Here is a 25,824-nt window from a genome sequence, read left to right as displayed (position 1 = left end):
TGAAAGACCAGGCGCCCAGCTTCTTCTGGCCGGAAATATCCCGGGGGGAGCGTTGAAATCCCTGATTTCAACGTGGGGGGCAGCGCCCCCTAATCCGCCCGCAACACGGCCCCCGGGTTCATGATCCCCACCGGGTCCAGCGCCGCCTTGATCGCCCGCATCGCCGACAGCTTCGCCGGATCGCCATAGCGCTCCAGGTCATCCACCTTCAGCCGCCCGACCCCGTGCTCGGCGCTCACCGACCCGCCCAATTCATGCACGAGGTCATGCACCACCCGCTTGATCTCGTCCCGCTGGCCGGTGAAGGCCTCCTTGCTCTGCCCCTTGGGCGGGAAGACGTTGTAATGCAAGTTCCCGTCGCCCACATGCCCGAAGCAATTCACCCGGAACGCCCCCAGCGCCGCCATCGCCCCGTTCCCCCGCGCAATGAACTCCGGCAGCGCCCCCTGCGGCACGGAAATATCGTGAGAACTGACCGACCCGATCCGCCGGTTGGCCTCGGGGATCGTCTCCCGCACCTCCCAGAACGCGGCCCGCTGCGCCTCCGACTGGGCGACCATCCCGTCGCTCACCAGCTCCGCCTCGAACGCCTCCGCAAAGAGCCGCTCCAGCGCTCCCGCCGGCTCCAGCCCCTTGGCCAGCCCGATATCGATCAGCACCACCCACTCCGGCGCCTCGTCGAACGGCAGCCGCACATCCGGCATCGTCTCCGCCAGGAAATCCAGCCCCGCCCGGTGCATCAGCTCGAAGGCCGACACCCCCTCCGCCATGTGCTCCCGCGCCAGCGCCAGCAGCGAAAGCGCCTCACCGGGCCCCGGCACCGCCATCAGCGCCGTCCCTTCCCCCGCGGGCCTCGGGTGCAGCACCAGCGTCGCCGCCGTGATCACCCCCAGCGTCCCTTCCGAGCCGATCAGCAGGTCGCGCAGGTCGTACCCCATATTGTCCTTCCGCAGCCGCCGCAGCCCGTGCCAGACCTGCCCGTCCGGCAGCACCGCCTCGAGCCCGAGGCACAGCGCCCGCGCATTGCCATAGCGCAGCACGTTCACCCCGCCCGCATTGGTCGCCAGCATCCCGCCGATCCGCGCGCTCCCCTTCGCCGCGATCGAAAGCGGAAACAGCCGGTCCACCGCCTCGGCTGCCGCGTGGATATCCGACAGGATCGCCCCCGCCTCGACCTCCATCGCGTTCTCCTCGGGCCAGACGCCCCGCACTTTCCGCATCCGCTCGAGGCTCAGCAGCATCGGCGCCGGCCCGTCCGCCACGAGCTGCCCGCCGACCAGCCCCGTGCCGCCGCCATAGGGCACCACCGGCACCCTTGCCTCCGCGGCGAGGCGCACACAGGCCGCCACATCCTCCACGCAATCCGGCGCCACCAGAACGCCCGCCTGGCCGGCCCAGCGCCCGCGCGGCTCCTCCAGGTAGGCCGGCGTCACCTCGCGGAACGCCGCCTCCGGCAGAACCTCCCGCAGCCGCCCGACAAAGGCCTCGTCAACCGAATTCAACACCATCTCAACCCCTTGCGCGCCGATCCTGCATCACTCGAAGAGCTTCAGAAGCCCCTTCGTGGCCTCCTCCTCCAGCTTCTTCTTCAGCGCATCCTCGACCGACTCGTCCTCCTGCAGTTCGACGCCCAGCTCCTTTTCAACAGCGCGCCGCACCTCCTCCTCGGCCTTGTCCTCCAGTTCCTTCTTCTCGTCCCTGAAGTTCCGGTCGATCGCCGCCTCCATGTCCGGAACGATCTCCGGATCGTCCCACGCCCCCCGGATCCGCACCGGAATGGCCAGCCCCTTGGTCGTTTCCCCCTCCAGCAACACCGGCGTGAACAGGTAATCGATCCGACGCTTGCCGAGCGAGACCACCCCTTCCCCCTCCGCCTTCGCCAGCGGCAGCTTCAGCAGCAAGTCGTCGTTTCGCGCGAACCCGTCCTCCATGGTGAAGGTCGCGCCCATCGTGTCGAAGATCGTCGTGCCACCCGTCGCCACGCCCGACCGCATCAGCTTGTCCAGGTCGAACCCCGAGATCACCCCGCGCCCGGTCTGGAACGCGCCCTTGCCGCTCAGCGACTCCATGATCGCCTGCTGCGACGCGCCCACGCCCAGAAAGCTCAGGCTCGCGTCCGCCTCGCCGGAAAACCGCGTGATCCCGGCGGCATCGGTCAGGAAACGCTCCATGTCGATCCCCGCCGCCTTCAGGTCGCCACCCACCGACAGGCCGGAACGGTTGTTCACCACGAAATTCCCGGTAATCAACGCGTTATACGCCCGAACCTCACGCAGGTCGAACACCAGCCGCGACCGGTCCAGCGTGATCATCGAGCGTACCGTGCCGACCTTCAGATCCCCGAGGTCGACACTCTCCGCCGTCAGAGCAATCTCGCCATTCGCCAGGCCCAGCGCCGAGGCATCGATCGGCTCGGTCGACCACCCCCTGTCCGCCGCCACCGACGCGCGCCCCGCGCTCGCCTCGCCGCCGCTCTCGCTCTCCATCCCCGTCAGGTCCAGCGCGCCCGCGTTGATCTGCGCCGACACCACCGGCCGCTCGCCGCCCAGCTCCACGTCCGCCGCCCCGCCGATCCGGTTGCCGTCAAGCTGCAACGCCACCTCGCGCAGCGACAGCCGCTGATCTGCGCTGTAGGTCACCAGCGTCTCGCCATTCACGCTCCGCCCCAGCCCGGCCGGAATATCCGCCGCCGGCAGACCCAGCGACGCCATGAACGCGCGCGTATCCGACACCGCCGCCGTCACCCGGCCCTGCAGCTCCGGCGCCGCACTCGCCCGGCCAAGGAAGGTCGCCTCGCCCCCCTTCGTGCTGACCGTCGCCTTCACGTCGCTCACCGCGCCGTCGATGAACTCGCCCACCCGGTCGAGATAGCCCTCGATCCGCACCGCCTCGCCCGCCGGCCGCAGCGTCATGGCGAACGTCGCCCGCCCCTCGTACTCGGGCCAGCGGAAATCGAACGCCATGCCGCGCATCTCGGTCCGCTCGCCGGTGCCGTGATCGGTGTAAAGAAAGGTCGCATCCTGCACCAACGCCCGGTCCAACGTCAGCGCCAGCCGGTCCGACCGCGCCATCCCGTCCGGCTGCTCCGGCGCTGTACCCTCGCCCGCCTGACCCGACGGCGCCACGCCCTCGACATTCAGCTCCCAGTTCACGCGCCCGTCGGCGGCCTTCTCGAGGTTGATGACGGGCCCCACCGCCTCCAGCCCGGTGATCCGGATATCCCCGCCCCACAGAACCTGCGGCTCCACCCCGATCTTCAGGCTCTCGGCGCGAAACATCGGCGGCCCGTCGCTCCACTCGGCATTGGCCACCGTCACCGCCCCGGTACTGACGCCGAGGATGGGATAGAAGCTCAGCGTCGTCTCCCCGCTCATCGTCACCTCGCGGCCGGTCCAGCTCGACAGCTGGCTCGCCGCGACCTTGGCGATCTTGTCGCCCGGCAGAAGCAGGAAGACACCCGCCACCAGCACCACCGCCAGCAGCAACAGCCCGAAGGCCCGCACGATCCAACGCATACCGCTCACCCCTCCGCGTCTTTTCCCGCAAGGTTAGGCCCCGGCGCCCCGCGCAACAACCTCGTTTTCACTTTCGCGAGGGGGCGCGAGCGACTATATCGCGCCACATGAGCACCAACCCCCCCGACCTGCGCCCCGATCTCGCGCGCTCCACCATTTCCGAGGCCAGCCGCCCGGGCCAGCCGGTCATCGGCATGGTCTCCCTCGGCTGCCCCAAGGCGCTGGTCGACAGTGAACGCATCCTCACGCGGCTCCGGGCCGAGGGCTACGGCATCTCGCCCGATTACGGCGGGGCCGACGCGGTCATCGTCAACACCTGCGGCTTCCTCGACAGCGCCAAGGCCGAAAGCCTCGAAGCCATTGGCGAGGCGCTTCAGGAAAACGGCCGCGTGATCGTCACCGGCTGTCTGGGGGCCGAGCCCGAATACATCACCGGCACCCACCCCAAGGTGCTCGCCGTCACCGGGCCCCACCAGTACGAACAGGTGCTCGACGCGGTCCATTCCGCCGTCCCGCCCAGCCCCGATCCCTTCGTCGACCTGCTCCCCTCCTCGGGCGTGAAGCTTACGCCCCGGCATTACAGTTACCTAAAGATATCAGAGGGCTGTAACCACAAGTGCAAGTTCTGCATCATCCCCGACATGCGCGGCCGCTTGGCCTCCCGCCCCGCCCACGCGGTGCTGCGCGAGGCCGAGAAACTGGTCGAGAACGGGGTCAAGGAACTGCTCGTCATCAGTCAGGACACCTCCGCCTACGGGGTCGACACCAGGCACGCCGAAACCGGCGGCCACCGCGCCCATATCACCGATCTCGCCCGTGACCTCGGCGATCTCGGCGCGTGGGTCCGCCTGCACTACGTCTACCCCTATCCGCATGTGCGCGACCTCATCCCGCTGATGGCCGAGGGGCGCATCCTGCCCTATCTCGACATCCCGTTCCAGCACGCCCATCCCGACACGCTCAAACGCATGGCGCGTCCCGCGGCGGCGGCGAAAACCCTCGATGAAATCAACGCCTGGCGGGCGATCTGCCCCGATATCACCCTGCGCTCCACCTTCATCGTCGGCTACCCGGGCGAAACCGAGGAGGAATTCCAGACCCTTCTCGACTGGCTTGACGAGGCCCGCCTCGACCGCGTCGGTTGCTTCAAATACGAAAACGTCGAAGGCGCCCGCTCCAACGCCCTCCCCGATCACGTGCCCGAACCGGTCAAGCAGGAGCGGTGGGAGCGATTCATGGAAAAGGCACAGGCCATTTCCGCGGATAAACTGGCCGCCAAGGTCGGATCTGTGCAAGACGTGATCGTCGACGATATCGACGAAGACGGCATCGCCACCTGCCGCACCAAGGCCGACGCCCCCGAAATCGACGGTTGCCTCTTCATCGACGAGGGCACCGAGGCGCTCTCGGTCGGCGATATCGTCACGGTCGAGGTCGACGAGGCGGGAGAGTACGATCTGTGGGGGCAGATCACCCGCGCCTGACACCGGCGCTCCGCCGCCAATCCCGGCTTTGCCCGCCCCATCCCTCGGGAACCATTCGCCCCCATCGGCGCTTGATCCCCTGCATGACGTCGCGTCGGCCCCGGTTTCAAACCGGCCGAAAACAAACCACAGTTTTGCGCGGATGCCGACATCAGGATGTCGTGGAGAGATGCCAAGAACCGGGCAGGAGGTACCGGGACCATGTCCTATCCCAATTACACCCGCGCCGAACGCTGGGCCGACGGCATCGTCCACGTCACAGGCGTCACCGCGGCGCTCGCCGGCGTCGCCACGATCTTCTGGATGTGGTACCAGCACATGCCGTGGTCGACCTTCGTGGCCACCTCGGTCTATGCTGCGGGCCTCATCCTGATGCTCTCGGCCTCGGCCGCCTATCACCTCGGCGCCCACACCGCCGCCCGCCCGATCCTCCGCCGCATCGACCACGCCGCCATCTACCTCAAGATCGCCGGCACCTTCACCCCGCTCAGCGTGCTTCTGGGCACCGCCTTCGGCTATATCGTCCTCGGGCTGGTCTGGCTTTTGGCGCTGGTGGGCGCGGGGGCGAAACTCATGGCGGCCCGCGGCGCCATGACCACCGGCTGGTGGCCCCAGGTCGCGCTCGGCTGGATCGGCGTGGCGCTCATCGTGCCGCTCTGGACGCTGCTGCCCCCGCAAAGCCTCTGGCTGATCCTCACCGGCGGCATCATCTACTCGGTCGCGGTGATCTTCTACTGCTGGGAAACCCTGCGCTATGCCAACGCCATCTGGCACGCCTTCGTGCTGGTGGCGACGGGTTGCTTCTTCATGGGCATCTCCGCCGCCCTGGCCAGCGCCGTGCAGATCCCGCTCTGACCCCGGGTCAGAGCCGCCGCCCCTGCTTCAGCCCGTCGAACAGCTCGGCGTTCCGGCACATCGCCGGCGCCTCGTCGGCCACCTCGACCCGGGCGGCCAGCCACTGCTCACAGCCACAGGGATCGGCGCAGCCGGTACAGCGCAGCACCGCGTCCCCCAGCGTGTCGATCTGCAGCTTGCCCCGCATGATCTTCTCTTCCAGGTCGATCCCCAGCGCGTTGGCCATCCGGTCGACCAGATCGGCATGGCGCTTGTAGGTCAGGTTGGGCATGTCGTCTCTCCCGTCGCGTTATACGCCACCAAGGCTAGACCGCCCGGCACCCCCCGTCCTTGACCTGCATCAACCGAACGCCTCCAGCCACGCCCGCACGCAGGTCTGCACGTGCCGGAACCGGTCGCCGCCCAGGTGCTTGCCGCCGTACCAGCGCGTCACCACCAGTATCCGGTCCGTCACGCCATCCCGCTCCAGCATCCGCAAAATCACGTTGCCCGCCCCCGATTCGCCGTCATCCCCCTTCAGCGGCGTCCCGTCCGACAGGATCACCGCCCAGGTATTATGCGTCGCCTTGGCGAATTTCTTGTCCCGCTTCAGCTCTGCGAGGAAGGCGTCCGCATCCTCCCGGCTGGCCGCAACACCGCCCGAGACGGCATATTTCGACCCCCGGTCGCGCACCACATCCGGCAGTTGCTGCATGAGCCGCGATCAGAGCCCGGCCGCCACGCGCCGCACCGTCTGGATCCGGTCGGCATTGCGCGGGTGGGTGCCCAGGAAACTGTCGCCCGGGTCGGCGATCCGCATGAAATACTCCGCCCCCAGCACCGGGTCATAGCCCGATTCGTGGGCGATCACCGTGCCAATGGCATCCGCCTCCAGCTCGAAATCCTTGGAATACCGCCGCGCGCCCACGCCCGCGCCCATGTTCACCGCCGCCTCGATCCCGGCCGAATCCGCCCCCGAGAGCGAGGCCAGCCCGCCCATCAGGATCGCGCCGGCCATGGCGTTCTGCTGCTGCCGCGGAATGTGGCCGGCTATATGGTGCGCCGCCTCGTGGCTCATGACGAAAGCCAGCTGGTCGGCATTCTGCACATCCGCCAGAAGCGACCGGGTGAAGGCCAGGATCGGCCGCCCGTTATCGTCAAGCGTCTGGTAGGCGTTGGGCTGCAGGCCCGCGCGGTCATCCAGCACGATCCGGAAATCGCAGTTCGCCGAGCGCGCGCGGCTCCGGCAGATACTCTCCGCCACCGGCTCCACCCGGCTCACCACCGACTGGAACCGCTGAATGTCGCTCGCCCCCGGCGCTTGCGGCGCCCGTGCCACGGCATTGGGCCCGGGGGCCGGCGCCGTCGTCACGCAGCCCGCCAGACCGATCATCACACTCAACAACAGAAACCAGCGCATCGATATCCTCAATCGTCTTTCCCATAGGTTCTAGCAGGGTTTGCCCCGCCCGCCAGCCCCCCAATGGAAACGCAGCGGCCTGCTTGCAATGCCCCGCCAAGCGAATAAGGTGGCGCCATGTTTTCCATTGAACACGAATTCGACGCCACCGTCATCACCCTCGTCGACGAAGGCCGCCCGCGGCTCGAGGAAGACGTGATCATCAACGCCTTCGAGGAATGCGTCACCATCGAGCAATACGATCCGCGTACCGACCGGGTCGAGAAGATCACCCTCTCCCCGGCCCAGCTGCGCGATCTCGGCGCGGCGCTCAACCTGCCCGAAGGGGTCTATTCCCTGAACGGCAAGACCCTCAATCCACGCTGAAGACCTTGTCGCGCGCCGTCGCGCCCCGGATCAGTTCAAGCCGCGATTTCGGCACGCCCATCGCCTTCGCCAACAGCTTCTGCACCGCCGCGTTCGCCTTGCCGCCCTCGGGTGCCGCCGTCACGCTGACCCGGATCTGACCCTCGCGCAGCACGATCCCGTTGGCCGCGGCCTTCGGCGTCACGCGCACCGTCACGGTGGCGCCGGCCTCGGCAAGATGGCTCAGGTCGGGCAGTTTCATGTGCCCAGCCCTAGCCTCTTTCCCCGCCCGGCGGAAGATGCAGGGTTGACCCCCGCGCGCTGGCACCCGACATGTAAGCGCGCAACAGGACAGGAAGTTAGGCATGCCCGATCCGAACCCGGCCGCGATGGAGTTTCTGCTCAACCGCCGCTCGCGCCCCGCCAAGACGCTCACCACGCCGGCACCCGACCGCGCGGCGCTCGCGCCGATCCTGACAGCCGCGGCCCGCAGCCCCGACCACGGCAAGCTCGAACCCTGGCGCTTCATCGTTCTGGAACGAAACGCCCTCCTGCGCCTCGCCGCGCTGATCGACGAATGCGGCGAACGGCTCGGCAAACCGCCCGAGGATATCGCCAAGGCCCGCGCCCAGTACACCGACGCCCATCTCGCCATCGCCGTGGTCGAGGTGCAGAAACCCTCGGGGAAAATTCCGCTCCTCGAACAGACCTATTCCGCCGGGGCCGTCTGCCTCGCGCTCCTGAACGCCGCGCTGGCCTCGGGCTGGGGCGCCAACTGGCTCACCGGCTGGGCCGTCCATGACCGCGACTTCGTCGAGACGGGCTTCGGCCTCGACGCTGGCGAACGCATCGCCGGGCTGATCCATATCGGCACCGAAACCTCGGCCCCGCCGGAACGCCCCCGCCCCGATCTCGAGGCCATCACCACCTGGGTAAGCGAATGATCTTCTCGAGCTTCTTCAAGGCCCTGGGCCAGCTGGGCGACCCGCGGTTCCGCAAGGTGCTGATCCTCGGCATCGGCCTGACGCTGGCGCTGCTGATCGCCACCTATGCCGGGCTCCTCGCCGTGATCGAATGGCTGACGGGCGAGACGACCAACCTCCCCATCGTGGGCGAGGTCACCTGGGTCGGCGATCTGCTCAGCGTCGGTTCCCTCTTCCTGATGCTGTTCCTCTCGGCCTTCCTGATGGTGCCGGTGGCCTCGGCCATCACGTCGATGTTCCTCGACGAGGTGGCACAGGCCGTCGAAGACCGCCATTACCCGCGCCTGCCGCCGGCCAACCGCACACCTTTCGGCGAGGCGGTGAAGGACACGATCAATTTCCTCGGCATCATCATCGCCGCCAACCTCCTGGCCTTCGTCCTCTACGTTTTCTTCACGCCCGCCGCGCCATTCATCTTTTACGCGATGAACGGCTACCTCCTGGGCATGGAGTATTTCACCCTCGTCGCCATCCGCCGCGTGGGCCGCCAGAAGGCCAAGGAAGAACGCCGCCGCCACGTAACGACGATCTGGCTCGCCGGCATCCTGATGGCCCTGCCGCTCTCGATCCCGCTCATCAATCTCATCATCCCGATCCTCGGCGCGGCGACCTTCACCCACATCTATCACCGGCTTGCGGGCAACGCCTGACCCGCACCCTGGCCGGCGAATCTCAAAATAGGGTTAAAGCCGGGCCGTTGCGCAACGCGCCTTGTGTCAACGGCCCCCGGCCACCGACCCCGCACCGACACGATACCGACAGAATACCGACGTGATACCGACGTTGGAATCCCAGCAAAACAACGCCGTTAACCACCGAGTCGTCAGGCCAGCGACGTCACCCACAAGATCGTGGCATCCTCGTCGCTGACCGACACCACGTTATGCCCCATCGTCGCGTCGTAATAGGCGCTGTCACCCCGGCGCATCTCGATCGGCTCGTAGAACTCGGTGAACAGCCGCACCACCCCGGTCAGCACGTAGAGGAACTCCTCCCCATCATGCCGGACCCAGCCGTCGAACTCCTCGACCGACCTTGCCCTGATCCGCGCCCGATAGGGCAGCATCCGCTTCTTGCTCAGCGCCTCGCCCAGCAGCTCGTGCTCGTACGTGGTGGTCGCGTGATGCGTCCCGTCGCCCGCCTTGGTCACCGCCAGCCGCCCGCTGATCTGGTCCCGCTGCGGCGGCGTGAACAGCTGCGGCACCGAGATCTGCAAGCCAACGGCCAGCTTTTTCAACGCCTCGTAAGTCGGTGACATCTGGCCGTTCTCGATTTTCGACAGGGTCGATCTCGCCAGCCCGGCCTGCTTCGCCGCCTGCTCCAGCGTCCAGCCGCGCCCCTTCCGAAGCTCCCGCACCCGCTCGCCGAGGTTGAGCGGTTCGGCCTGCTCCTCCGCCCCGTCCTGGCGCGAGATCCTGATGAGGTTTCCGGGCAGCGTTTCCTTCATGTCAAACGCTATACGCCCGGCCCGAACGACTTGCAACTGAGCCCGCCTGTGCCTAGAGCAATGCCATGTTGTCGCAGACGAATTCACCGGCCTTCGCGCCCTGCCCCGCGCCCTTCAACCTCGCGGCGCATGTCCTCCGGCACGCCGACGAAACGCCCGACAAGGTGGCGCTCGCCGTCCTCGGCCTCTCCGGCGCCGAACGCTGGAGCTACGCCCGGCTGAAAGCGGCGGTCCTCGGCACCGGCACGGGCCTCCTGCAGGCGGGCCTCCAGCCCGGCGACCGCGTGCTCATGCGCCTTGGCAACACCGTCGAATTCCCCATCGCCTATCTCGGCGCCATTGCCGTGGGCCTCGTTCCCGTGCCCACCTCCTCGCAGCTCACCGAGCGCGAGGTCGCGGGCATCATCGCCACCGTCACCCCCGGCGCCATCCTCCGCGACCCCGCCATCGCCTGCCCCGAGACGGACATCCCCGTCATCACCCCCGACACCCTTGAAACCATGCGCACCCTGCCGCCCGCCGCCTACGACATGGGCGACCCCGAGCGCATGGCCTACATCATCTACACCTCCGGCACCTCCGGCACGCCCCGCGCGGTGATGCATGCCCACCGCGCCATCTGGGCCCGCCAGATGATGGTCGACGGCTGGTCCGGCCTGCGCGAGACCGACCGCCTCTGCCACGCCGGCGCCTTCAACTGGACCTACACGCTCGGCACCGGCCTGATGGACCCGTGGACAACCGGCGCCACCGCCCTCATCCCCCAATCCGGCATCGACGCGGCCCAGCTTCCCCTGCTGATGAAACGCCACGACGCGACGATTTTCGCCGCGGCCCCGGGCGTTTACCGCAAATTCCTGAAAGACGGCACCGCCCTCGACCTGCCGAAACTCCGCCACGGCCTCTCCGCCGGGGAAAAACTCGCCGACACCATCCGCGACGCCTGGAAAACCGCCACCGGCACCGAGATCTTCGAGGCCTACGGCATGTCGGAATGCTCCACCTTCATCTCCGCCGCGCCGGGCCACCAGGCCCCGCGCGGCACGCTCGGCTACCCCCAGCCCGGCCGCCGCGTCGCGATCGTCGGCGAAGACGGCCCCGTGCCCCTGGGCGAGGAAGGCACCATCGCCGTCCACCGCTCCGATCCCGGCCTGATGCTGGGCTACCTCGGCGCGCCCGAGGCCACGGCCCGCAAATTCCGCGGCGACTGGTTCCTCACCGGCGACCAGGGCGCGATGGACGGCACCGGCGCCATCACCTATCTCGGCCGCGCCGACGACATGATGAACGCCGGCGGCTTCCGCGTCTCCCCGATGGAGGTCGAGGCCGTCCTCAACGCCCACCCCGGCATCCTTCAGACCGCCGTCACCGATATCGAGGTCAAGGCCGACGCCCGCCTGATCATGGCCTTCTACACCGGCCCCGAACCGCTTCCCGAGGCCGAACTGCACGCATTTGCGAAAGAGCGGCTGGCAGGCTACAAATGCCCCCGCGGTTTCTTCCACCTCGACGCGTTGCCCACCGGCGCGAACGGCAAAATCCTGCGCCGCGAATTGCGGCCGATCTACAAGGCGCTCCATGGTCAAGCTTGATATCATCTCCGACCCGATCTGCCCCTGGTGCTATATCGGGAAAACCCTGCTCGACAAGGCGCTGGCCGAGCGCCCCGACCACCCGTTCGAGATCGAGTGGCACCCGTTCCAGCTCAACCCCGACATGCCGCCCGAGGGGATGGACCGCCACGTTTACCTCGAAAAGAAATTCGGCGGGCAGGAAGGCGCGGCGCGCGCCTATGCCCCCATCGTCGAGGCGGCCGAGGCCGCGGGGCTCGACCTCAACCTCGCCGGCATCAAGCGCACGCCCAACACGCTCGACGCCCACCGCCTGATCCACTGGGCCGGCATCGAGGGCAGGCAGATGGCCGTCGCCATGGCGCTCTTCCGCGCCTATTTCCACGAGGGTCGCGATATCGCCGATCACGACACGCTGGCCGACATTGCCGACGGGGCCGAGATGGATGCCGCCGTGGTGCTGAAATTGCTCAAATCCGATGCCGACCTCGAAGGTATCCACAAGAAGGACGCCGGTTTTCGTGAAATGGGGATCACCGGCGTGCCCACCTTCATCGTCGCGGGCAAGCACGCCGTGCCCGGCTGTCAGCCGCCCGAGCTCTGGATCAAGGTGATCGACGAGCTCAACAACCAGCCCGCTCAGGCCGGCAACGGCTGAGGATCGAGGGGGCAAGGGATGAACTGGCGCCGCGTCATCGCCCTATTCTCCACCCTGCCGGCCATCATCATCGGCGGCACGATCTTCTTCCACCATGTCGAGGGCTGGTCGTGGATCGACAGCTATTTCTTCACCGTCGTGACCCTCTCGACCGTGGGATACGGAGAGCTGGTGCCCGCCACCGCGACGGGCAAGATCGGCACCACGATCTTCATCTTCGTGGGCCTCGGCATCTTCGCCGTTGCCATCCAGCAGTTCGGTGCCTTCGCGATGCGTCAACGCAAGGAGCATACCGAGTGGCTGATCGGCAAGGTCCGCCACGCGCCGCACGTCCATGACGACGCGCAGGACCACGCCGCCAATACCGACACCCGGCCGGATCCCCCCCGGCGGTAATCCTCCGTCAACACCTTTCCCCGCCAAACCCGCCCCGCGCCCCGTTGCCACCCCGGCGCAGGTGTTCTAAGGCTTTTTATGTTACGATATAACGTACCGAATCAGCCGGACGGCTCGCCCGCCCGGCCCTTCCAACACCAACCCGAAAGGGAAAGACCACATGCAAACGCTCTTCCTCAGACGCACCGCTGCCCTGGCCACCGGCGCCCTGCTCGCCCTCTCCGCCCCCGCGCTGGCCTCGGACTCAACAGGGAAATCACACGATCACGACCATTCCCACGCCGAGTCCAATCAGCAATCCGATATCTACAAGGGTTACTTCGAGGACAGCCAGATCGCGTCCCGCCCCCTGTCGGACTGGGAAGGCGACTGGCAATCGGTCTACCCCTACCTGGTGGATGGCAGCCTCGCCCCGGTGATGGAGCACAAGGCCGAGCACGGCGACAAGACCGCCGAGGAATACCGCGCCTATTACGAGATCGGCTACGCCACCGATGTCGACCGCATCGAGATCGCCGGCGATCAGGTCACCTTCCACGAGGGCGACAGCGCCGTCTCGGGCACCTATGCCGATGACGGCTACGAGATCCTGACCTACAAGAAGGGCAACCGCGGCGTCCGCTTCATCTTCGAAAAGACCGGAGGCGACGACGCGGCCCCAGGTTACATCCAGTTCAGCGACCACCGCATCGCCCCCGCCAAGGCCGACCATTACCACCTCTACTGGGGCGACGACCGCGCCGCCCTGCTCGAAGAGGTCACCAACTGGCCCACCTACTACCCGGCCGACCTGACCGTTGACCAGATCGTCGAAGAGATGACGGCCCACTAGGGCCCGTCACCCGGCGCGCGTCCCCGCTCATCCCTGTTGCGGGGCGCGCGCCACCTCCGGTTCGGCATGTTAACCGGCCGGAAAGGTTCCCGCCCGCATATGTGCATGAACGGCCCTCGCTATGTGCGCAACCCGCCTATGGCGCATGTCTGCACAGCGTGTTAGCGCCCAAGGATGAGCGTTTCCGAAACTCCCCAGCCCGGCCGCGCGCCCATCGGGCGCATCGAATTCGTCGCCCTCATGGCGATGCTCGTGGCCACCGTCGCGTTCTCCATCGACGCGATGTTGCCCGCCCTGCCACGGATCGGCGCGGAACTTACCCCCGACGCGGTCAACCGGGCCCAGCTCGTCGTGGCCTCCTTCCTTCTGGGGCTCGGCTGCGGCACCTTCTTCACCGGCCCGCTCTCCGACAGTTTCGGGCGCAAGCCGGTCATCCTGATGGGCGCGGCGGTCTACATAACCGGCGCGCTGATGGCGATGATCGCGCCCTCGCTCGAACTGATCGTCGCGGCGCGCATCCTTCAGGGGCTCGGCGCCGCCGCGGCCCGCATCGTCGCGCTCGCCATCATCCGCGACCTCTATGCCGGGCGCGAGATGGCGCGGCTGATCTCCTTCGTGATGATGGTCTTCACCCTCGTCCCCGCCATAGCCCCCCTCGCCGGCAGCGGCGTCATCGCGCTCACCGGCTGGCGCGGCATCTTCGCCATCTTCATCCTCTTCACCATCTGCACGACCCTGTGGATGCTGCTCCGCCTCGCCGAACCCCTGCCCGCCGAACGCCGCCGCCCCTTCCGCCCCCGCGCCCTCTGGAGCGCGGTGAAGGAGGTGCTGTCCTACCGCACAGTCCGCCTGTCGATCGCCGTGCAGATTCTCTGCTTCACCACGCTCTTCTCCTCGATCAGCTCGATCCAGCAGATCTTCAGCGCCACCTTCGGCCGCACCGACGATTTCCCCTACTGGTTTTTCGTCATCGCCCTGCTCGCCGGCACCGGCAGCTTCGTCAACGCGGCGCTGGTCATGCGGCTCGGCATGCGGCGGCTGGTCAGCTTCGCGCTCATGGCCCAGGTCTGCCTGACCGCGATCACCTTGACCCTCTTCCTGATCGGCCTGCCGCCGGGAATCGACTTCGCGGTCTACGTCGCGTGGCAGACCACCGTCTTCTTCCAGGCGGCGCTGACGCTCGGCAATCTCAACGCCCTCGCGATGGAGCCCCTGGGCCACATCGCCGGCATGGCCGCCAGCGTCATCGCCAGCATCGGCACGGTCGGCTCGGTGATCCTGACCGTGCCCGTGGGCTTGTCGTTCAACGGCACGCCCCTGCCGCTTCTCACCGGTGTGCTCGCCTGCGTGCTTGGCGGCACCCTGCTGATGCGGAAGCTGGAAAAGATCGAGCATTACGAAGGCTGACCCCGCCGTGCGCGCCCCTGCGCGGCCTCCCGCCTGCGTGTCGTCACTTTTTTAGTATACAGTCGCATACCGTCTTTCCAGAGGCGCCGTGATAGGCTATGACGCGCCCAAACGCGTCTTACCCGGATCAAGAGGGATCACCGATGGCCGACAACTCCAATCCCGATATTGTCTACACCAAGGTCGACGAGGCACCCGAGCTTGCCAGCGCCTCGCTTCTGCCGATCATCCAGCGCTTCGCGGCCGCCGCCGGCGTGTCGATCGGCACCAAGGACATCTCGCTGGCGGGCCGTATCCTCGCCACCTTCCCCGACAGGCTGAAGGACGACCAGCGCGTCACCGACGACCTTGCCGAGCTGGGCAAGCTGGTGAAACAGCCCGAGGCCAATGTCATCAAGCTGCCCAACATCTCGGCCTCCGTGCCCCAGCTCGTCGCCGCCGTGCGCGAGCTCCAGGGCCAGGGCTTCGACATCCCCGACTACCCCGACGACCCCAAGACCGACGAGGAAAAGGAGGTTCGCGCCCGCTACGACGCCATCAAGGGCTCGGCGGTGAACCCCGTCCTGCGCGAAGGCAACTCCGACCGCCGCGCCGCGGCCCCGGTCAAGAAATTCGCCCAGAACAACCCGCACCGCATGGGTGAATGGACCTCCGACAGCAAGACCCGCGTTGCCTCCATGTCGGATAACGACTTCTTTTCCAACGAGAAATCCGCAACCCTCGACAAGGCGGCAACGGCAAAGATTGTCCTCGAAACCTCGGGTGGCGAGACCGTCCTGAAAGACGGCGTCAGCTACCCCGAAGGCACCGTTGTCGACGCCACCTACATGAGTGCCAAGGCCCTCGACGCCTTCCTCGCCGACGAGATCGAGAAGACCAAGGCCGAAGGCGTGCTCTTCTCGCTGCACATGAAGGCCACGATGATGAAGGTCTCCGACCCGATCATCTTCGGCCACGCGGTCAAGGAATGGCTGAAACCCGTCTTCGAGAAATACGGCGACGAGATGAAGGCCGCCGGCGTCAACCCGAACTCCGGGCTCGGCGACCTGCTGGAACGAGTCAAGGACAAGCCCGAAATCCTTGAAGCCATTGAGAAAACCCGCGGCACCCGCCCGCCCATGTACATGGTCGACAGCGATCGCGGCATCACCAACCTGCACGTGCCCTCCGACGTGATCATCGACGCCTCGATGCCCGCCCTGATCCGCTCGGGCGGCAAGGGCTGGGGCCCGGACAACAAGGAGCACGACGCGGTCTGCGTGATCCCCGACAGCTCCTACGCGCCGGTCTATGACGAGACGATCAAGTTCTTCAAAGCCAACGGAAAACTCGACCCGGCCACCGCCGGCACAGTGCAGAACCTCGGCCTGATGGCACAGAAGGCCGAGGAATACGGCTCCCACCCGACCACCTTCGAGATCCCGGAAGACGGCACCGTCAAGATGGTGCTGGAAGATGGCACCGTGCTGCACGAGCACAAGGTCGAAAAAGGCGACATCTGGCGCTCCGCCTCGGCCCGTAAGGCGCCGATCGAGGACTGGGTGAACCTCGCCATCGAGCGGCAGAAGGCCACCGGCTACCGCGCCATCTTCTGGCTCGACGAAAACCGCGCACATGATGCCGAGCTGATCAGCTTCGTGAAGCCGATTCTCGAGGCGAAAGGCGTGGCCGACAAGTTCGAGATCATGGCCCCCCGCGAGGCGACCCGCGCCAGCCTCGAGACCATCACCAAGGGCGAGAACACCATCGCCATCACCGGCAACGTGCTGCGCGACTACCTGACCGACCTGTTCCCGATCCTCGAGCTGGCGACTTCGGCCAAGATGCTGTCGATCGTCAAGCTGATGAACGGCGGTGGCCTCTTCGAGACGGGCGCCGGCGGCTCGGCCCCGAAACACGTCCAACAGTTGCAGTCGGAGAACCACCTCCGCTGGGACAGCCTGGGCGAGTTCTGCGCGCTTGGGGAAAGCTTCAAGTTCCTGGGCGATTCCAAGGACAACGCCCGCGCCCGGGTGCTGGGCGAAACGGTCGAGACCGCCACGCAGGGCATCCTCGATCACGGCCGGTCGCCCAGCCGCAAGGTGGGCGAGCCCGACAACCGCGACAGCCACTACTGGTTCGCCCGCTACTGGGCCGAGGCACTTGCCGCGCAATCCGACGATGCCGCCCTGGCCGAGGAGTTCGGACCCATCGCCAAGGCCTTGGCGGAAAACGAGGAAAAGATCACCGGCGAACTGGCCGCCGTCCAGGGCAAGCCGGCCGACACGGGCGGCTATTACCACCCCGATGACAAGAAGCTCGCCTCGGTCATGCGCCCCAGTGCAACGCTGAACGCGATCATGGGCTAACCGTCCCTTCCCCTTGCAAGACGGGCCGTCCTGGGTCATCCCCAAGGCGGCCCGTTTTCTTTTGCAGGCCCCCTTGCCGAGGAGCATGACATGTCGAAGATCAAGGTAGACAACCCCATCGTCGAGATGGACGGCGACGAGATGACCCGCATCATGTGGGATTTCATCAAGCAGAAGCTGATCCTGCCCTATCTCGATATCGACCTGCTCTACTACGATCTCGGGATCGAGAATCGCGATGCGACGAGCGACCAGGTCACCATCGACGCCGCCGAGAAGACCAAGGAAGTGGGCGTCGCCGTCAAATGCGCCACCATCACGCCGGACGAGGCACGGGTCGAGGAGTTCGGCCTCAAGGAGATGTGGCGCAGCCCGAACGGCACGATCCGCAACATCCTGGGCGGCGTGGTGTTCCGGGCGCCGATCATCTGCCGCAACGTGCCGCGCCTCGTGCCGGGCTGGACCAAGCCCATCGTCATCGGGCGGCACGCCTACGGGGACCAGTACCGCGCGACGGATATCAAGTTTCCGGGGCCCGGCAAGCTGAGCCTCAAGTTCGTCGGAGAAGACGGCGAAGTGATCGAGAAGGAGGTGTTCGACGCCCCCTCCTCCGGCGTCTACATGGGCATGTACAACCTCGACGACTCGATCCGCGATTTCGCGCGGGCGTCGATGAACTATGCTCTTTCGATGGGCTGGCCGCTCTACCTGTCGACCAAGAATACCATTTTGAAACAATATGATGGCCAGTTCCTGCTGTTGTTCCAGGAGGTGTTCGACACGGAGTTCAAGGACAAGTTCGAGGAGGCCGGGATCACCTATGAGCACCGGCTGATCGACGACATGGTCGCCTGTGCCATGAAGTGGAGCGGCGGCTTCGTCTGGGCCTGCAAGAACTACGATGGCGACGTGCAGTCGGACACCGTGGCGCAGGGCTTCGGCTCGCTGGGCCTGATGACCTCGCAGCTGATGACGCCCGACGGCAAGATCGTCGAGGCCGAGGCCGCGCATGGCACCGTCACCCGCCATTACCGCCAGCACCAGAAGGGCGAGGCGACCTCGACCAACTCGATCGCGTCGATCTATGCCTGGACGGGCGGGCTGAAGCACCGGGCCAAGCTGGACGGCAACGAGGCCCTGATGACGTTTGCCACCACGCTGGAGCGGGTCATCGTCGAGACGGTGGAATCAGGGTCGATGACCAAGGACCTCGCCCTGCTGGTGGGGCCCGATCAGGGCTGGCTTACCACGATGGGATTCCTCGAGAAGATCGATGAAAACCTCGACAAGGCGCTCGCCGGCTAGGCACCCCGGCACACCCGGTGGCAGGAAGGCAGCAGGCGGCCCACAACCGCGTGCGGCGTCGCTTGACCCTGCCGTGAAACCCCTGCGATATGGGCGCGACTCCCGCCCATTTCGTCACAAGGTGCATGTGTCATGCTGAAGATCTACCTCATCCTGCTGCTGGCCGTTCTCTGCGAAGGGGTTGGGTCAACCTGTCTTCAGGCATCGCAACAATTCACCCGTTTCTGGCCCTCGGTGGGCGTGGTGGCCGGGTTCGGCTCGGCCTTCTACCTGATGATGATCGTGCTGAAATTCATGCCGCTGGGCATCACCTACGCGATCTGGTCGGGGCTGGGCATCTGTTTGACGGCGTTCCTCGGATGGCTGTTCTTCAAGCAGGGGGTCGATCTTGCGGCGCTCCTGGGCATGGCGCTGATCGTCGCGGGCATCGTGGTGATCAACCTGTATTCGAAAACTGCCACCCACTGACCCCGCTCAGGACCCGCGATTGTGGGTTTTGGCGTACATCTCGGCAATCATCCGGCTGGCCGTCTTCTCGAACAGGCAGGGGATGACGGCGTGGACCAGCGCGCAGAACCCTGCGGCGAAGAGCCTGACACTGAACTTGCCGGCAAAGGCCGCGTGTTCGAGATAGGTTTCATCCACGCTGCGGGGGTGGTCGAGGAAGGTTTTCGTGATCATCGTGTGCTCCTGTCTGCGCCAATATCCTTGCCATATGTTTAACGCGGCGCGCCGTGGCAGTTTTCCCATTCTCGCGGTGATGCGGGTTGATATTGGGAGGATATCCCAAGTAACCTGCCTTTCATGAGCGAAATTGACGATATCGACCGGCGAATCCTGACCGAACTTCAGCGCAATGCCGACCTGCCACTCGACCAGCTGGGCGAGCGGGTGGGCCTGTCGCGCAACGCCTGCTGGCGGCGGGTCAAGGCGATGGAGGCGGCGGGGATCATCCGGAAACGCGTGGCCCTGCTGGATGCGGAGACGCTGGGCTTCGGGCTTACGGTGTTCATGCAGATCAAGGCCGCCGCCCATGATGCCGACTGGCTGGAGCGGTTCGCGCGGGCCACACGGGCCATGCCGGAGGTGCAGGCGGTCTACCGGATGACGGGGGAGCTCGACTACCTGATCCGGGCCCGGGTGGCGGATATGAAGGGCTATGACCGGCTGTACCAGAGGCTGGTGGCGAAGGTGCCGATGGGGGATGTCTCGGCATCGTTCGTGATGGAGGAGATCAAGGAGACGACGGAATTGCCGCTGTGACGGGAGTTGCCCGCGAATCGGGGTTAACGCGTTGATATGGCGGGAGAACCGGGTATCGGTATCGCGTCGGTATAACGTCGGTATTTTGTCGGTGTTCTTGACCGACACCCGCCGGATTAACGGAGCGGACGTTGCGTTTCGACACCGAGAGGCCCCGGATCGGGGTCCGGGACGGGGAGCGGCCTCAGGAAGCTTCTTCCGTCGCGGGGCCCATCCGGTCGAACATGTCGATGTCGCGCACGGTGATCATGCCCGAGAGGATGATATAGGCAAGGATCGACCAGATCACCGCCGAGATCCCCGTCACGATCAGCGCCTTCTTCTTCAGGTGATGCTTTTCCGGCGAACCGGAATGGGTGCCCGGCACCACGTCGCCCGCCTCCCCCTGCGTCTGGATGCGCAGGGGCAACACGACGAGGAAGGTCATGAACCAGACCACCATGAACAGGACGATGCCGGAGGCGATGCCCATCAGACCTGCTCCAGTTCCACGAGGCAGCCGTTGAAATCCTTCGGGTGCAGGAACAGCACCGGCTTGCCATGGGCGCCGATCTTGGGCTCTCCCGAGCCCAGCACGCGGGCGCCGCTTTCCTTCAGGTGATCGCGCGCGGCGAGGATGTCGTCGACCTCGTAGCAGACATGGTGGATGCCGCCCGAGGGGTTCTTTTCGAGAAAGCCCTTGATCGGGCTGTCATCGCCCAGGGGGTAGAGCAGTTCGATCTTGGTGTTGGGCAGCTCGATGAAGATGACGGTGACGCCGTGATCGGGCTCGTCCTGCGGTGCGCCCACGTTTGCGCCGAGCGCGGTGCGGTACTGGTCGGCCGCGGCCTCGAGGTCGGGCACGGCGATGGCGACATGGTTCAGGCGTCCGATCATGGGGGCATCCTTCGGGCTGGTTGGCTGGGGCCGTTATGCCGGGGCGGCGGGGCGCGTGCAAGCGGCAGGACAGCGCACCCCCCCCCGACCCGCCCGGCCCGCCCGGCGGCGCTTAACCGTTCGTTAGGCGTGATGACCTAGCGTGAGTCGCATCGCAGCAAGGGAGCAGCCGATGACAACGCCCGACAGTTTCCGCAGCCAGACCCGGCCGACGGCTAGCCGCCCGCTTCTGGGCATGACCATCCTCGTGGTCGAGGACAGCCGCTATACCTGTGAGACCCTGCGCCTGATGTGCCTGCGCAGCGGCGCGCGGATCAGGCGGGCGGATTGCCTCGCCTCGGCACGCCGGCACCTGAAGGTGTACCGGCCCTCGGCGGCGATCATCGACATGGGGCTGCCCGATGGCTCGGGGCTCGACCTGATTGACGAGCTGGCCCGCGCGGTACCGCGGGTGGGTGTGCTGCTCGGGCTGAGCGGCGACGACAGGGCCGAGACAGAGGCACTGGCGGCCGGGGCGGACGGGTTCCTGGCCAAGCCGCTCGACAGCCTGGCCACGTTCCAGGAGGCGATCCTGTCGGCCCTGCCGCCCGACGCGGTGCCCAGCGGCCCGCGCCCCGTGGCGCAGGAGGCGGTCAGCCCCGACCGGGTGGCGTTCTGCGATGACATGTCCCACGTGGCCACCCTGCTGGAACAGCGGCAGGACGGGCCGACGATCGATTACGTGGTGCAGTTCCTGGGCGGCGTGGCCCGCTCGGCACGGGATTACACGCTGGAACGCGCGGCGAGCGACCTGGCCCGCAGCCGGTGCCAGGGCGATCCGCAGCGCGAGAAGGTGGCGCGGCTGATGCAGATGGTGCATGCCCGGATCGAAAGCCGGGCGGCGATCTGACGGGCGTTGGGGCGGGTGCGATGGACCGGAATGCTCGGGTTCGACCCCGTCCGCTCCCGGATGCGCTGTCGAGAGGGCCCGGGTGCCCGAGGCGCCCCTCGCGGGCGTGGCTATTTCAGCGTGGGGTCCGACCCGGCGCGCACCAGGCGGGTGAGATCGCTCAGCCGTTCCTTCTGGTGCCCCTCGTCGTCGAAATTCGACGGCGAAAGCCAGGCACGGAAGGCCTCCTCCAGCGCGGGCCACTCCTTGTCGATCACGGCGAACCACGCCGTGTCGCGGTTGCGCCCCTTGACCACGGTGGCCTGCCGGAAGACGCCCTCGTAGGTGAAGCCCAGCCGCTGCGCGGCCCGGCGCGAGGGGCGGTTCAGGGCGTCGCATTTCCATTCGTAGCGGCGATAGCCCGCCTCGAAGGCCCATTTCATCATCAGGTACATCGCGTCGGTCGCGGCCCGCGTGCGCTGAAGCTGGGGCGACATGGCGATGAAGCCCACCTCGATCGAGCCCGCCGCCGGCTGCATCCGCAGGTAGGAGGCGAAGCCGCCATAGGTGCCGCTGACCTTGTCGCGGATGGCGTGGAACAGGATGTCGTCGCGCTGGGTGGCGCCGCGCATCCAGCGATGGAACTGCGCGGCCGAGGCGAAGGGACCGTCGGGCATGTAGTCCCAGACGGTGTCATGCCCGTCGAACGCCTTGTAGAGCAGCGCGGCGTGGCGGTCGGCGTCAAGCGCCTCGAGCTCGGCGTAGCGCCCCGCCATCGCCTCGCCCCCGGGCAGGGGCGGCGGTGTCCAGTCGGGAACGGCCGGCCCCAGTGGCCGCGCATCTTGCATCGGATTGCCCTCTTCTGCCTGCATTTTGGGGGCAGGATAGGCCCGCCGCGCGGAAATTGGAAAGGAAAACGCGACCGGTTGCCTGGCGGGCGGCGCGGGGGCGCCCCGCCGACCGGGTCAGAGGATCAGCTTCGGGTCGGCCCCGAGCTCGACGCCCGGAAAGACGCTGCGCTCGATCAGCCCGGTATCGAGCCCGAAGAGCTGCCGCATCATCCAGCCGGCATGGGCGCGCACGTCGCGTGTGGGCATCAGGTCGCGCCGGTCGTAGAGGTCGGCCTCGGCCAGCCCCGGCCAGTCGCCCACCACCCGGCCGCCGCGCAGCGCGCCGCCGGCAAAGAGCATCGCGCCCCCGGTGCCGTGATCGGTGCCGCCGGTGCCGTTCGCGCGCGCGGTGCGGCCGAACTCCGTCATGGCGACGACGGCGGTCTTTTCCCAGACCGGGCCCAGCGCCTCGCGCAGGGCGAGGAGGGTGTCGGAGAGGTCCGTCAAGGCCCGCGGCAGGCGCTTCGACTGGGCGGCATGGGTGTCGAACCCGTTGACCGACCACGCGGCGATGCGGGTCTCCTCGCGCAGGCGGCCGGCGGCGAAGCGGGCGATCTCGTCAAGCCCGCCCTTCTTGCCGGCGCCGGCCATGCTGTCCTGCATGGCGCCCATCATGCCGGAACTGTCGAGCGCGTCCTCCCCCTCGACCGCATCGGCGGACAGGCCCAGGCTGATCTGCGAAAGGGCGATCGCCTCGGCCGTGGCGTCGCGGAAGAGCGGGTCGTCATGCATGACCATGTCGAGCAGCTTCTCCGCCTGCGGGCTGAGCGGCAGGGCGGCGTCGGGCGACCAGTTCGACACGTCCGCCTTGCCGCGGGTCAGCAGCATGTCGGAGCGGCCGATGGCATAGGCGGTCTCGGCCTCGGCGTCCGGAAGCCCCTGCAGCAGGCGGTTGAGCCAGCCATCGCGATCCGGCGCGCGGTCGAGCGAGGCGGTGCCGGCCTCGAGGATATCCTGCCCGTCGAAATGGCTACGCTTGTCGCGGTAGGGGGTCGAGACGGCATGGGCGAAGCCCAACTCGCCCGCCTGCCAGAGCGGCATGAGCGGCGCAAGCGCCGGGTGCAGGGCGTAGAACCCGTCGAGATCGAGCTCGCCCGGCACCGCAGTGTCGAGCAGGCGGCCGCGGTAGCTGTCGAACTCGGGCGCACCATAGGGGCGCACGGCATCGAGCCCGTCGAGCCCGCCGCGCAGGATCAGCACCACGAGGCGGTTCTCGCCCGGCGCGCTGGCCATGGTCACCGGCGTCATCAGCGGGCTCGCGGCGAGCGAACAGCCAAGCGCCGCGGACCGGGTCAGGAACAGGCGGCGGGACAGGGTCTGGCGGGTCATGGCAATGGTCCTTGCTACATGCGCTGGAAGGCGGGGGAGGACAACACGATGCCGATCCCCTCGGCCCGGGTTTCGGCGGCGCGGGCGGCGAAACGCACCTCTTCCGGAACGCGGCGGCCAAGGGCGGTCTCGACGAAGTCGCGCGGGTCGGGCAGCGCGCGGCGCAGCTCGTAGGGCATGGTCATCCCCCAGATCAGCCGGGCCGACAGGCGCTGCGGCGTGATCCATTCGGCGTCGCTTTCGGTCCAGCCGTCGGGCCCGGCGGGGCGGCCCCAGTCCTGCCCCATCAGTTGCAGGGGCGTGAAGAACATCCTCCGCATCCGCCCGTACTTGCCCGACGGAAGGGCGCGGGGCACGATGTCGAGCGCGCGCAGGCTGGAGCCTATGAAATCCACCGGCTGCTTGATGTTGCCGGGCTGGTCCGCCCATGCGGCGGGATGTTCGAGCATCGCGGCATAGACCTCGGGCAGGTTGCCGTCGGTTTCGGCATAGCGCGCAGCCATGGCATCGACGAGCGCCTCGTCGGGCCGGTCAGAGACGAAATGCACCGCCAGCTTGCGGGCGATGTGCCGGGCCGTGGCCGGGTGGCGCGCCAGGTCCTCGAAGGCGGCGTATATGTCCTCGAGCCGGGCTTTGTTGCCGCCGTATTCCACCGACAACACGGTTTCGGCGCCGGGCTCGGCCAGGCCGGGCCGGAACTTGAACCCGGCCTTCATGCTGTAGCTGAGCCCGGTCAGAAGCTCGGCCAGTTGCCGCACATCCGTTTGCGTGTAGGGGCCTTCGACCCCGAGCGTGTGCAGTTCCAGCATCTCGCGGGCGAGGTTCTCGTTCAGCCCGCCGATCTTCTCCCGCCGCTCCGCCGCCTGGCTGTTCGGCCCGGCCGAGCGCGACTGGTCGAGATAGCGCAGCATCACCGGGTGGGTGGCCGAGGCGCGCAGCAGATCGGCAAAGCGGCCGGCCACGTGGGGGCGGATCGCCTCTTCGGTATAGGTGACATGGCTGAACCGGAGGGGGCCGCCCTGTTCGAAGGCGGTGAAATGGTCCGACCAGAAGGCCACCAGCCGTTCGCGGAACCCGTCCTCGGTCAGGGCACGGCGCAGCATTGTGCTGGCGAACCAGCGGCTTCCGTCGTCTGACATGGCGCGTTCGACCTTTTTCCGGGCTTTCAGCTTTGCCTCCCGGTCTGCCTCGGTCTTCGTGGCCCTCAGGGCCTTGCGCGCGGCGCGGACTGCCACGTAATGCGCCACCGCCGCCTGGAAACCGGGCACGGGGAAGGCCTCGGCCGCGCGGTCGCGGCCGGTCAGTTGCGACAGCATCGCCTCGGCTGAGTCCGGGGGGGCGATGCGCGGCGAAAGTCCGCATCCAAAGCGGATCGCCGCGCGTTCGGGGTCAAAGCTCATCGGTCAGTCTCGGAAAATGCGGAACGTCACGTGGTACATAGCATGGAACGGGCGGCGTTTCACCTTCCGTCGCAGCTTTGTGAGGCCTGACGCGGCGGCGTGCGGAACTCCGCCGAAGGCTCTGCGTTGGTACGTTTTTGACGTAACCCAAGGAACCGAGACATGCCGTCGATCTACGATGCTATCCAGGATGACCACGACACCCATCGCAAGCTGTTGGACCAGATCGCCGACACGTCCGGCGACAGCGAGGAGCGCCGCAAGGCGTGGAAAACCTTCTACGAGGACGTGAAATCGCACGCCGCCGCCGAGGAGGAGACGTTCTATTCCAAGCTGATGAACAAGACCTGGGGCCAGGATGCCGCCCGGCATTCGGTGCACGAGCACCAGCAGCTCGACGATATCATGGAAGAGCTGAACGAGAAGGACATGTCCTCGCCCGGGTGGCTGCAGCGGTTCGAGACGCTGAAGCACGATTACGAGCACCACATGGACGAGGAGGAGGAAGACGTCTTCTCCCGCGCCAAGGAGGTGTTCGACGCGGGCGAGGACGAGGCCTTCGGCGACCGTTTCCTCAAGCGCAAGAAAGAGGAGCGCGGGCTGATCGAGGAGAAGCGCGAGGACAGCCTGGAAGACTGACCCCGCGGTCGCGA

At 67.0% G+C, this 25,824-nt stretch carries 29 protein-coding genes; 16 read left to right on the top strand and 13 right to left on the bottom strand.

What is annotated here, in order from left to right; translation table 11 throughout:
* Nucleotides 1-89: 89 nt before the first annotated feature.
* Both QUV18_RS19315 and QUV18_RS19310 read right to left on the bottom strand, forming a co-directional pair.
* On the bottom strand, nucleotides 90-1,508 hold the full coding sequence (locus tag QUV18_RS19315; protein WP_300895728.1) for an FAD-binding oxidoreductase: 1,419 nt from the start codon (nucleotides 1,506-1,508) through the stop codon (nucleotides 90-92).
* A 27-nt stretch (nucleotides 1,509-1,535) separates the two neighbouring features.
* On the bottom strand, nucleotides 1,536-3,515 hold the full coding sequence (locus QUV18_RS19310; RefSeq protein WP_300895727.1) for an AsmA family protein: 1,980 nt from the start codon (nucleotides 3,513-3,515) through the stop codon (nucleotides 1,536-1,538).
* Nucleotides 3,516-3,622: 107 nt separating this feature from the next.
* On the opposite strand from QUV18_RS19310, the gene rimO reads away from it, so the two are divergent.
* Entirely contained in the window at nucleotides 3,623-4,999 is a 1,377-nt protein-coding gene (gene rimO / locus QUV18_RS19305) for a 30S ribosomal protein S12 methylthiotransferase RimO (protein ID WP_300895726.1), read from the top strand.
* Between the two features lie 201 nt (nucleotides 5,000-5,200).
* Complete coding sequence (locus tag QUV18_RS19300; RefSeq protein ID WP_300895725.1) at nucleotides 5,201-5,854, top strand: hemolysin III family protein; 654 nt, start codon at nucleotides 5,201-5,203, stop codon at nucleotides 5,852-5,854.
* Between the two features lie 7 nt (nucleotides 5,855-5,861).
* Here QUV18_RS19300 and QUV18_RS19295 read toward each other — a convergent pair whose 3' ends face one another.
* The 3 genes from QUV18_RS19295 to QUV18_RS19285 form a co-directional block, all read right to left on the bottom strand.
* Complete coding sequence (locus tag QUV18_RS19295) at nucleotides 5,862-6,125, bottom strand: DUF6455 family protein (protein WP_300895724.1); 264 nt, start codon at nucleotides 6,123-6,125, stop codon at nucleotides 5,862-5,864.
* A 69-nt stretch (nucleotides 6,126-6,194) separates the two neighbouring features.
* Nucleotides 6,195-6,548 (bottom strand): YigZ family protein, encoded by a 354-nt coding sequence (locus QUV18_RS19290; RefSeq protein ID WP_300895723.1) that lies wholly within the window; start codon nucleotides 6,546-6,548, stop codon nucleotides 6,195-6,197.
* 9 nt (nucleotides 6,549-6,557) lie between these two features.
* Nucleotides 6,558-7,253 (bottom strand): M48 family metallopeptidase, encoded by a 696-nt coding sequence (locus tag QUV18_RS19285; protein ID WP_300895722.1) that lies wholly within the window; start codon nucleotides 7,251-7,253, stop codon nucleotides 6,558-6,560.
* Between the two features lie 117 nt (nucleotides 7,254-7,370).
* On the opposite strand from QUV18_RS19285, the gene QUV18_RS19280 reads away from it, so the two are divergent.
* Nucleotides 7,371-7,619, top strand: coding sequence for a hypothetical protein (locus QUV18_RS19280; RefSeq protein WP_300895721.1), 249 nt, complete (start codon nucleotides 7,371-7,373; stop codon nucleotides 7,617-7,619).
* On the opposite strand, the gene QUV18_RS19275 is transcribed toward QUV18_RS19280, so the two are convergent.
* Nucleotides 7,606-7,860 carry a DUF167 domain-containing protein gene (locus tag QUV18_RS19275; RefSeq protein WP_300895720.1) on the bottom strand — a complete coding sequence of 85 codons (255 nt, stop codon included), beginning with the start codon at nucleotides 7,858-7,860 and terminating at the stop codon, nucleotides 7,606-7,608. The two genes, QUV18_RS19280 and QUV18_RS19275, sit on opposite strands and share 14 nt — an antisense overlap.
* A gap of 103 nt (nucleotides 7,861-7,963) precedes the next feature.
* Between QUV18_RS19275 and QUV18_RS19270 the strand changes: the two genes are divergently transcribed.
* Both QUV18_RS19270 and QUV18_RS19265 read left to right on the top strand, forming a co-directional pair.
* Nucleotides 7,964-8,542, top strand: a complete 579-nt coding sequence (locus QUV18_RS19270; protein ID WP_300895719.1) for a nitroreductase — start codon at nucleotides 7,964-7,966, stop codon at nucleotides 8,540-8,542.
* The gene (locus QUV18_RS19265) at nucleotides 8,539-9,231 is read left to right on the top strand and encodes an EI24 domain-containing protein (protein WP_300895718.1); all 693 of its coding nucleotides are present in this window, start codon (nucleotides 8,539-8,541) and stop codon (nucleotides 9,229-9,231) included. Before QUV18_RS19270 ends, QUV18_RS19265 begins: the two co-directional genes overlap by 4 nt.
* A 173-nt stretch (nucleotides 9,232-9,404) precedes the next feature.
* Here the strand turns inward: QUV18_RS19265 and QUV18_RS19260 are convergent, their stop codons facing one another.
* Nucleotides 9,405-10,028: an XRE family transcriptional regulator gene (locus QUV18_RS19260; RefSeq protein WP_300895717.1), complete on the bottom strand. Its 624-nt coding sequence runs from the start codon at nucleotides 10,026-10,028 to the stop codon at nucleotides 9,405-9,407.
* 65 nt (nucleotides 10,029-10,093) lie between these two features.
* On the opposite strand from QUV18_RS19260, the gene QUV18_RS19255 reads away from it, so the two are divergent.
* The 8 genes from QUV18_RS19255 (at nucleotide 10,094) to QUV18_RS19220 (ending at nucleotide 19,013) form a co-directional block, all read left to right on the top strand.
* Entirely contained in the window at nucleotides 10,094-11,620 is a 1,527-nt protein-coding gene (locus QUV18_RS19255; RefSeq protein ID WP_300895716.1) for a class I adenylate-forming enzyme family protein, read from the top strand.
* Nucleotides 11,607-12,257, top strand: coding sequence for a DsbA family oxidoreductase (locus QUV18_RS19250; RefSeq protein ID WP_300895715.1), 651 nt, complete (start codon nucleotides 11,607-11,609; stop codon nucleotides 12,255-12,257). The genes QUV18_RS19255 and QUV18_RS19250 overlap by 14 nt, the downstream gene beginning before the upstream one ends.
* Nucleotides 12,258-12,275: 18 nt before the next feature.
* A complete protein-coding gene (locus tag QUV18_RS19245) occupies nucleotides 12,276-12,653 on the top strand; it encodes a potassium channel family protein (RefSeq protein WP_300895714.1) in 378 nt (125 codons plus the stop codon).
* 160 nt (nucleotides 12,654-12,813) lie between these two features.
* Entirely contained in the window at nucleotides 12,814-13,485 is a 672-nt protein-coding gene (locus QUV18_RS19240; RefSeq protein WP_300895713.1) for a metal-binding protein ZinT, read from the top strand.
* 174 nt (nucleotides 13,486-13,659) lie between these two features.
* Nucleotides 13,660-14,892, top strand: a complete 1,233-nt coding sequence (locus tag QUV18_RS19235; protein WP_300895712.1) for a multidrug effflux MFS transporter — start codon at nucleotides 13,660-13,662, stop codon at nucleotides 14,890-14,892.
* Nucleotides 14,893-15,035: 143 nt separating this feature from the next.
* Nucleotides 15,036-17,240, top strand: coding sequence for an NADP-dependent isocitrate dehydrogenase (locus tag QUV18_RS19230; RefSeq protein WP_300895711.1), 2,205 nt, complete (start codon nucleotides 15,036-15,038; stop codon nucleotides 17,238-17,240).
* Between the two features lie 90 nt (nucleotides 17,241-17,330).
* A complete protein-coding gene (locus tag QUV18_RS19225; protein ID WP_300895710.1) occupies nucleotides 17,331-18,545 on the top strand; it encodes an NADP-dependent isocitrate dehydrogenase in 1,215 nt (404 codons plus the stop codon).
* 132 nt (nucleotides 18,546-18,677) lie between these two features.
* The gene (locus tag QUV18_RS19220; protein ID WP_300895709.1) at nucleotides 18,678-19,013 is read left to right on the top strand and encodes an SMR family transporter; all 336 of its coding nucleotides are present in this window, start codon (nucleotides 18,678-18,680) and stop codon (nucleotides 19,011-19,013) included.
* A 6-nt stretch (nucleotides 19,014-19,019) separates the two neighbouring features.
* Here QUV18_RS19220 and QUV18_RS19215 read toward each other — a convergent pair whose 3' ends face one another.
* Nucleotides 19,020-19,226 (bottom strand): DUF6356 family protein, encoded by a 207-nt coding sequence (locus QUV18_RS19215; protein WP_300895708.1) that lies wholly within the window; start codon nucleotides 19,224-19,226, stop codon nucleotides 19,020-19,022.
* Nucleotides 19,227-19,349: 123 nt separating this feature from the next.
* Between QUV18_RS19215 and QUV18_RS19210 the strand changes: the two genes are divergently transcribed.
* Nucleotides 19,350-19,808: an Lrp/AsnC family transcriptional regulator gene (locus tag QUV18_RS19210; RefSeq protein ID WP_300895707.1), complete on the top strand. Its 459-nt coding sequence runs from the start codon at nucleotides 19,350-19,352 to the stop codon at nucleotides 19,806-19,808.
* 184 nt (nucleotides 19,809-19,992) lie between these two features.
* Here QUV18_RS19210 and QUV18_RS19205 read toward each other — a convergent pair whose 3' ends face one another.
* Together QUV18_RS19205 and mce are read right to left on the bottom strand one after the other, a co-directional pair.
* Complete coding sequence (locus QUV18_RS19205) at nucleotides 19,993-20,280, bottom strand: DUF1467 family protein (RefSeq protein ID WP_300895706.1); 288 nt, start codon at nucleotides 20,278-20,280, stop codon at nucleotides 19,993-19,995.
* On the bottom strand, nucleotides 20,280-20,684 hold the full coding sequence (gene mce / locus QUV18_RS19200; RefSeq protein WP_300895705.1) for a methylmalonyl-CoA epimerase: 405 nt from the start codon (nucleotides 20,682-20,684) through the stop codon (nucleotides 20,280-20,282). The genes QUV18_RS19205 and mce overlap by 1 nt, the downstream gene beginning before the upstream one ends.
* A gap of 172 nt (nucleotides 20,685-20,856) precedes the next feature.
* Between mce and QUV18_RS19195 the strand changes: the two genes are divergently transcribed.
* Nucleotides 20,857-21,573 carry a response regulator gene (locus QUV18_RS19195; RefSeq protein ID WP_300895704.1) on the top strand — a complete coding sequence of 239 codons (717 nt, stop codon included), beginning with the start codon at nucleotides 20,857-20,859 and terminating at the stop codon, nucleotides 21,571-21,573.
* 110 nt (nucleotides 21,574-21,683) lie between these two features.
* On the opposite strand, the gene QUV18_RS19190 is transcribed toward QUV18_RS19195, so the two are convergent.
* From QUV18_RS19190 to QUV18_RS19180, 3 genes are all read right to left on the bottom strand, one after another.
* Nucleotides 21,684-22,400 carry a GNAT family protein gene (locus QUV18_RS19190; RefSeq protein WP_300895703.1) on the bottom strand — a complete coding sequence of 239 codons (717 nt, stop codon included), beginning with the start codon at nucleotides 22,398-22,400 and terminating at the stop codon, nucleotides 21,684-21,686.
* A gap of 117 nt (nucleotides 22,401-22,517) precedes the next feature.
* Nucleotides 22,518-23,771: a DUF1501 domain-containing protein gene (locus QUV18_RS19185; RefSeq protein ID WP_300895702.1), complete on the bottom strand. Its 1,254-nt coding sequence runs from the start codon at nucleotides 23,769-23,771 to the stop codon at nucleotides 22,518-22,520.
* Between the two features lie 14 nt (nucleotides 23,772-23,785).
* Nucleotides 23,786-25,171 carry a DUF1800 domain-containing protein gene (locus QUV18_RS19180; RefSeq protein ID WP_300895701.1) on the bottom strand — a complete coding sequence of 462 codons (1,386 nt, stop codon included), beginning with the start codon at nucleotides 25,169-25,171 and terminating at the stop codon, nucleotides 23,786-23,788.
* 162 nt (nucleotides 25,172-25,333) lie between these two features.
* Here QUV18_RS19180 and QUV18_RS19175 point away from each other — a divergent pair, with 162 nt between their 5' ends.
* Nucleotides 25,334-25,810 (top strand): hemerythrin domain-containing protein, encoded by a 477-nt coding sequence (locus QUV18_RS19175; protein ID WP_300895700.1) that lies wholly within the window; start codon nucleotides 25,334-25,336, stop codon nucleotides 25,808-25,810.
* Nucleotides 25,811-25,824 lie beyond the last annotated feature (14 nt).

Origin of the sequence: Roseovarius sp. (assembly GCF_030373445.1) — a bacterium.
Taxonomy (GTDB): Bacteria; Pseudomonadota; Alphaproteobacteria; order Rhodobacterales; family Rhodobacteraceae; genus Roseovarius.
Note: the sequence above shows the minus strand (reverse complement) of the source record. Positions and strands in the feature narration are given on the sequence as shown.

Excerpts from the sequence above, each read along its gene's own strand:
- QUV18_RS19250 (WP_300895715.1), top strand. The coding sequence starts at position 11,607 with ATGGTCAAGCTTGATATCATCTCCGACCCGATCTGCCCCTGGTGCTAT.
- QUV18_RS19235 (WP_300895712.1), top strand. The coding sequence starts at position 13,660 with ATGAGCGTTTCCGAAACTCCCCAGCCCGGCCGCGCGCCCATCGGGCGC.
- QUV18_RS19175 (WP_300895700.1), top strand. The coding sequence starts at position 25,334 with ATGCCGTCGATCTACGATGCTATCCAGGATGACCACGACACCCATCGC.
- QUV18_RS19300 (WP_300895725.1), top strand. The coding sequence starts at position 5,201 with ATGTCCTATCCCAATTACACCCGCGCCGAACGCTGGGCCGACGGCATC.
- QUV18_RS19245 (WP_300895714.1), top strand. The coding sequence starts at position 12,276 with ATGAACTGGCGCCGCGTCATCGCCCTATTCTCCACCCTGCCGGCCATC.
- QUV18_RS19295 (WP_300895724.1), bottom strand. The coding sequence starts at position 6,125 with ATGCCCAACCTGACCTACAAGCGCCATGCCGATCTGGTCGACCGGATG.
- QUV18_RS19225 (WP_300895710.1), top strand. The coding sequence starts at position 17,331 with ATGTCGAAGATCAAGGTAGACAACCCCATCGTCGAGATGGACGGCGAC.
- QUV18_RS19210 (WP_300895707.1), top strand. The coding sequence starts at position 19,350 with ATGAGCGAAATTGACGATATCGACCGGCGAATCCTGACCGAACTTCAG.
- QUV18_RS19310 (WP_300895727.1), bottom strand. The coding sequence starts at position 3,515 with ATGCGTTGGATCGTGCGGGCCTTCGGGCTGTTGCTGCTGGCGGTGGTG.
- QUV18_RS19205 (WP_300895706.1), bottom strand. The coding sequence starts at position 20,280 with ATGGGCATCGCCTCCGGCATCGTCCTGTTCATGGTGGTCTGGTTCATG.
- QUV18_RS19260 (WP_300895717.1), bottom strand. The coding sequence starts at position 10,028 with ATGAAGGAAACGCTGCCCGGAAACCTCATCAGGATCTCGCGCCAGGAC.
- QUV18_RS19185 (WP_300895702.1), bottom strand. The coding sequence starts at position 23,771 with ATGACCCGCCAGACCCTGTCCCGCCGCCTGTTCCTGACCCGGTCCGCG.
- QUV18_RS19270 (WP_300895719.1), top strand. The coding sequence starts at position 7,964 with ATGCCCGATCCGAACCCGGCCGCGATGGAGTTTCTGCTCAACCGCCGC.
- QUV18_RS19180 (WP_300895701.1), bottom strand. The coding sequence starts at position 25,171 with ATGAGCTTTGACCCCGAACGCGCGGCGATCCGCTTTGGATGCGGACTT.
- QUV18_RS19275 (WP_300895720.1), bottom strand. The coding sequence starts at position 7,860 with ATGAAACTGCCCGACCTGAGCCATCTTGCCGAGGCCGGCGCCACCGTG.
- QUV18_RS19230 (WP_300895711.1), top strand. The coding sequence starts at position 15,036 with ATGGCCGACAACTCCAATCCCGATATTGTCTACACCAAGGTCGACGAG.
- QUV18_RS19290 (WP_300895723.1), bottom strand. The coding sequence starts at position 6,548 with ATGCAGCAACTGCCGGATGTGGTGCGCGACCGGGGGTCGAAATATGCC.
- QUV18_RS19285 (WP_300895722.1), bottom strand. The coding sequence starts at position 7,253 with ATGCGCTGGTTTCTGTTGTTGAGTGTGATGATCGGTCTGGCGGGCTGC.
- QUV18_RS19315 (WP_300895728.1), bottom strand. The coding sequence starts at position 1,508 with ATGGTGTTGAATTCGGTTGACGAGGCCTTTGTCGGGCGGCTGCGGGAG.
- QUV18_RS19215 (WP_300895708.1), bottom strand. The coding sequence starts at position 19,226 with ATGATCACGAAAACCTTCCTCGACCACCCCCGCAGCGTGGATGAAACC.
- rimO (WP_300895726.1), top strand. The coding sequence starts at position 3,623 with ATGAGCACCAACCCCCCCGACCTGCGCCCCGATCTCGCGCGCTCCACC.
- QUV18_RS19265 (WP_300895718.1), top strand. The coding sequence starts at position 8,539 with ATGATCTTCTCGAGCTTCTTCAAGGCCCTGGGCCAGCTGGGCGACCCG.
- QUV18_RS19195 (WP_300895704.1), top strand. The coding sequence starts at position 20,857 with ATGACAACGCCCGACAGTTTCCGCAGCCAGACCCGGCCGACGGCTAGC.
- QUV18_RS19255 (WP_300895716.1), top strand. The coding sequence starts at position 10,094 with ATGTTGTCGCAGACGAATTCACCGGCCTTCGCGCCCTGCCCCGCGCCC.
- QUV18_RS19220 (WP_300895709.1), top strand. The coding sequence starts at position 18,678 with ATGCTGAAGATCTACCTCATCCTGCTGCTGGCCGTTCTCTGCGAAGGG.
- QUV18_RS19240 (WP_300895713.1), top strand. The coding sequence starts at position 12,814 with ATGCAAACGCTCTTCCTCAGACGCACCGCTGCCCTGGCCACCGGCGCC.
- QUV18_RS19280 (WP_300895721.1), top strand. The coding sequence starts at position 7,371 with ATGTTTTCCATTGAACACGAATTCGACGCCACCGTCATCACCCTCGTC.
- mce (WP_300895705.1), bottom strand. The coding sequence starts at position 20,684 with ATGATCGGACGCCTGAACCATGTCGCCATCGCCGTGCCCGACCTCGAG.
- QUV18_RS19190 (WP_300895703.1), bottom strand. The coding sequence starts at position 22,400 with ATGCAAGATGCGCGGCCACTGGGGCCGGCCGTTCCCGACTGGACACCG.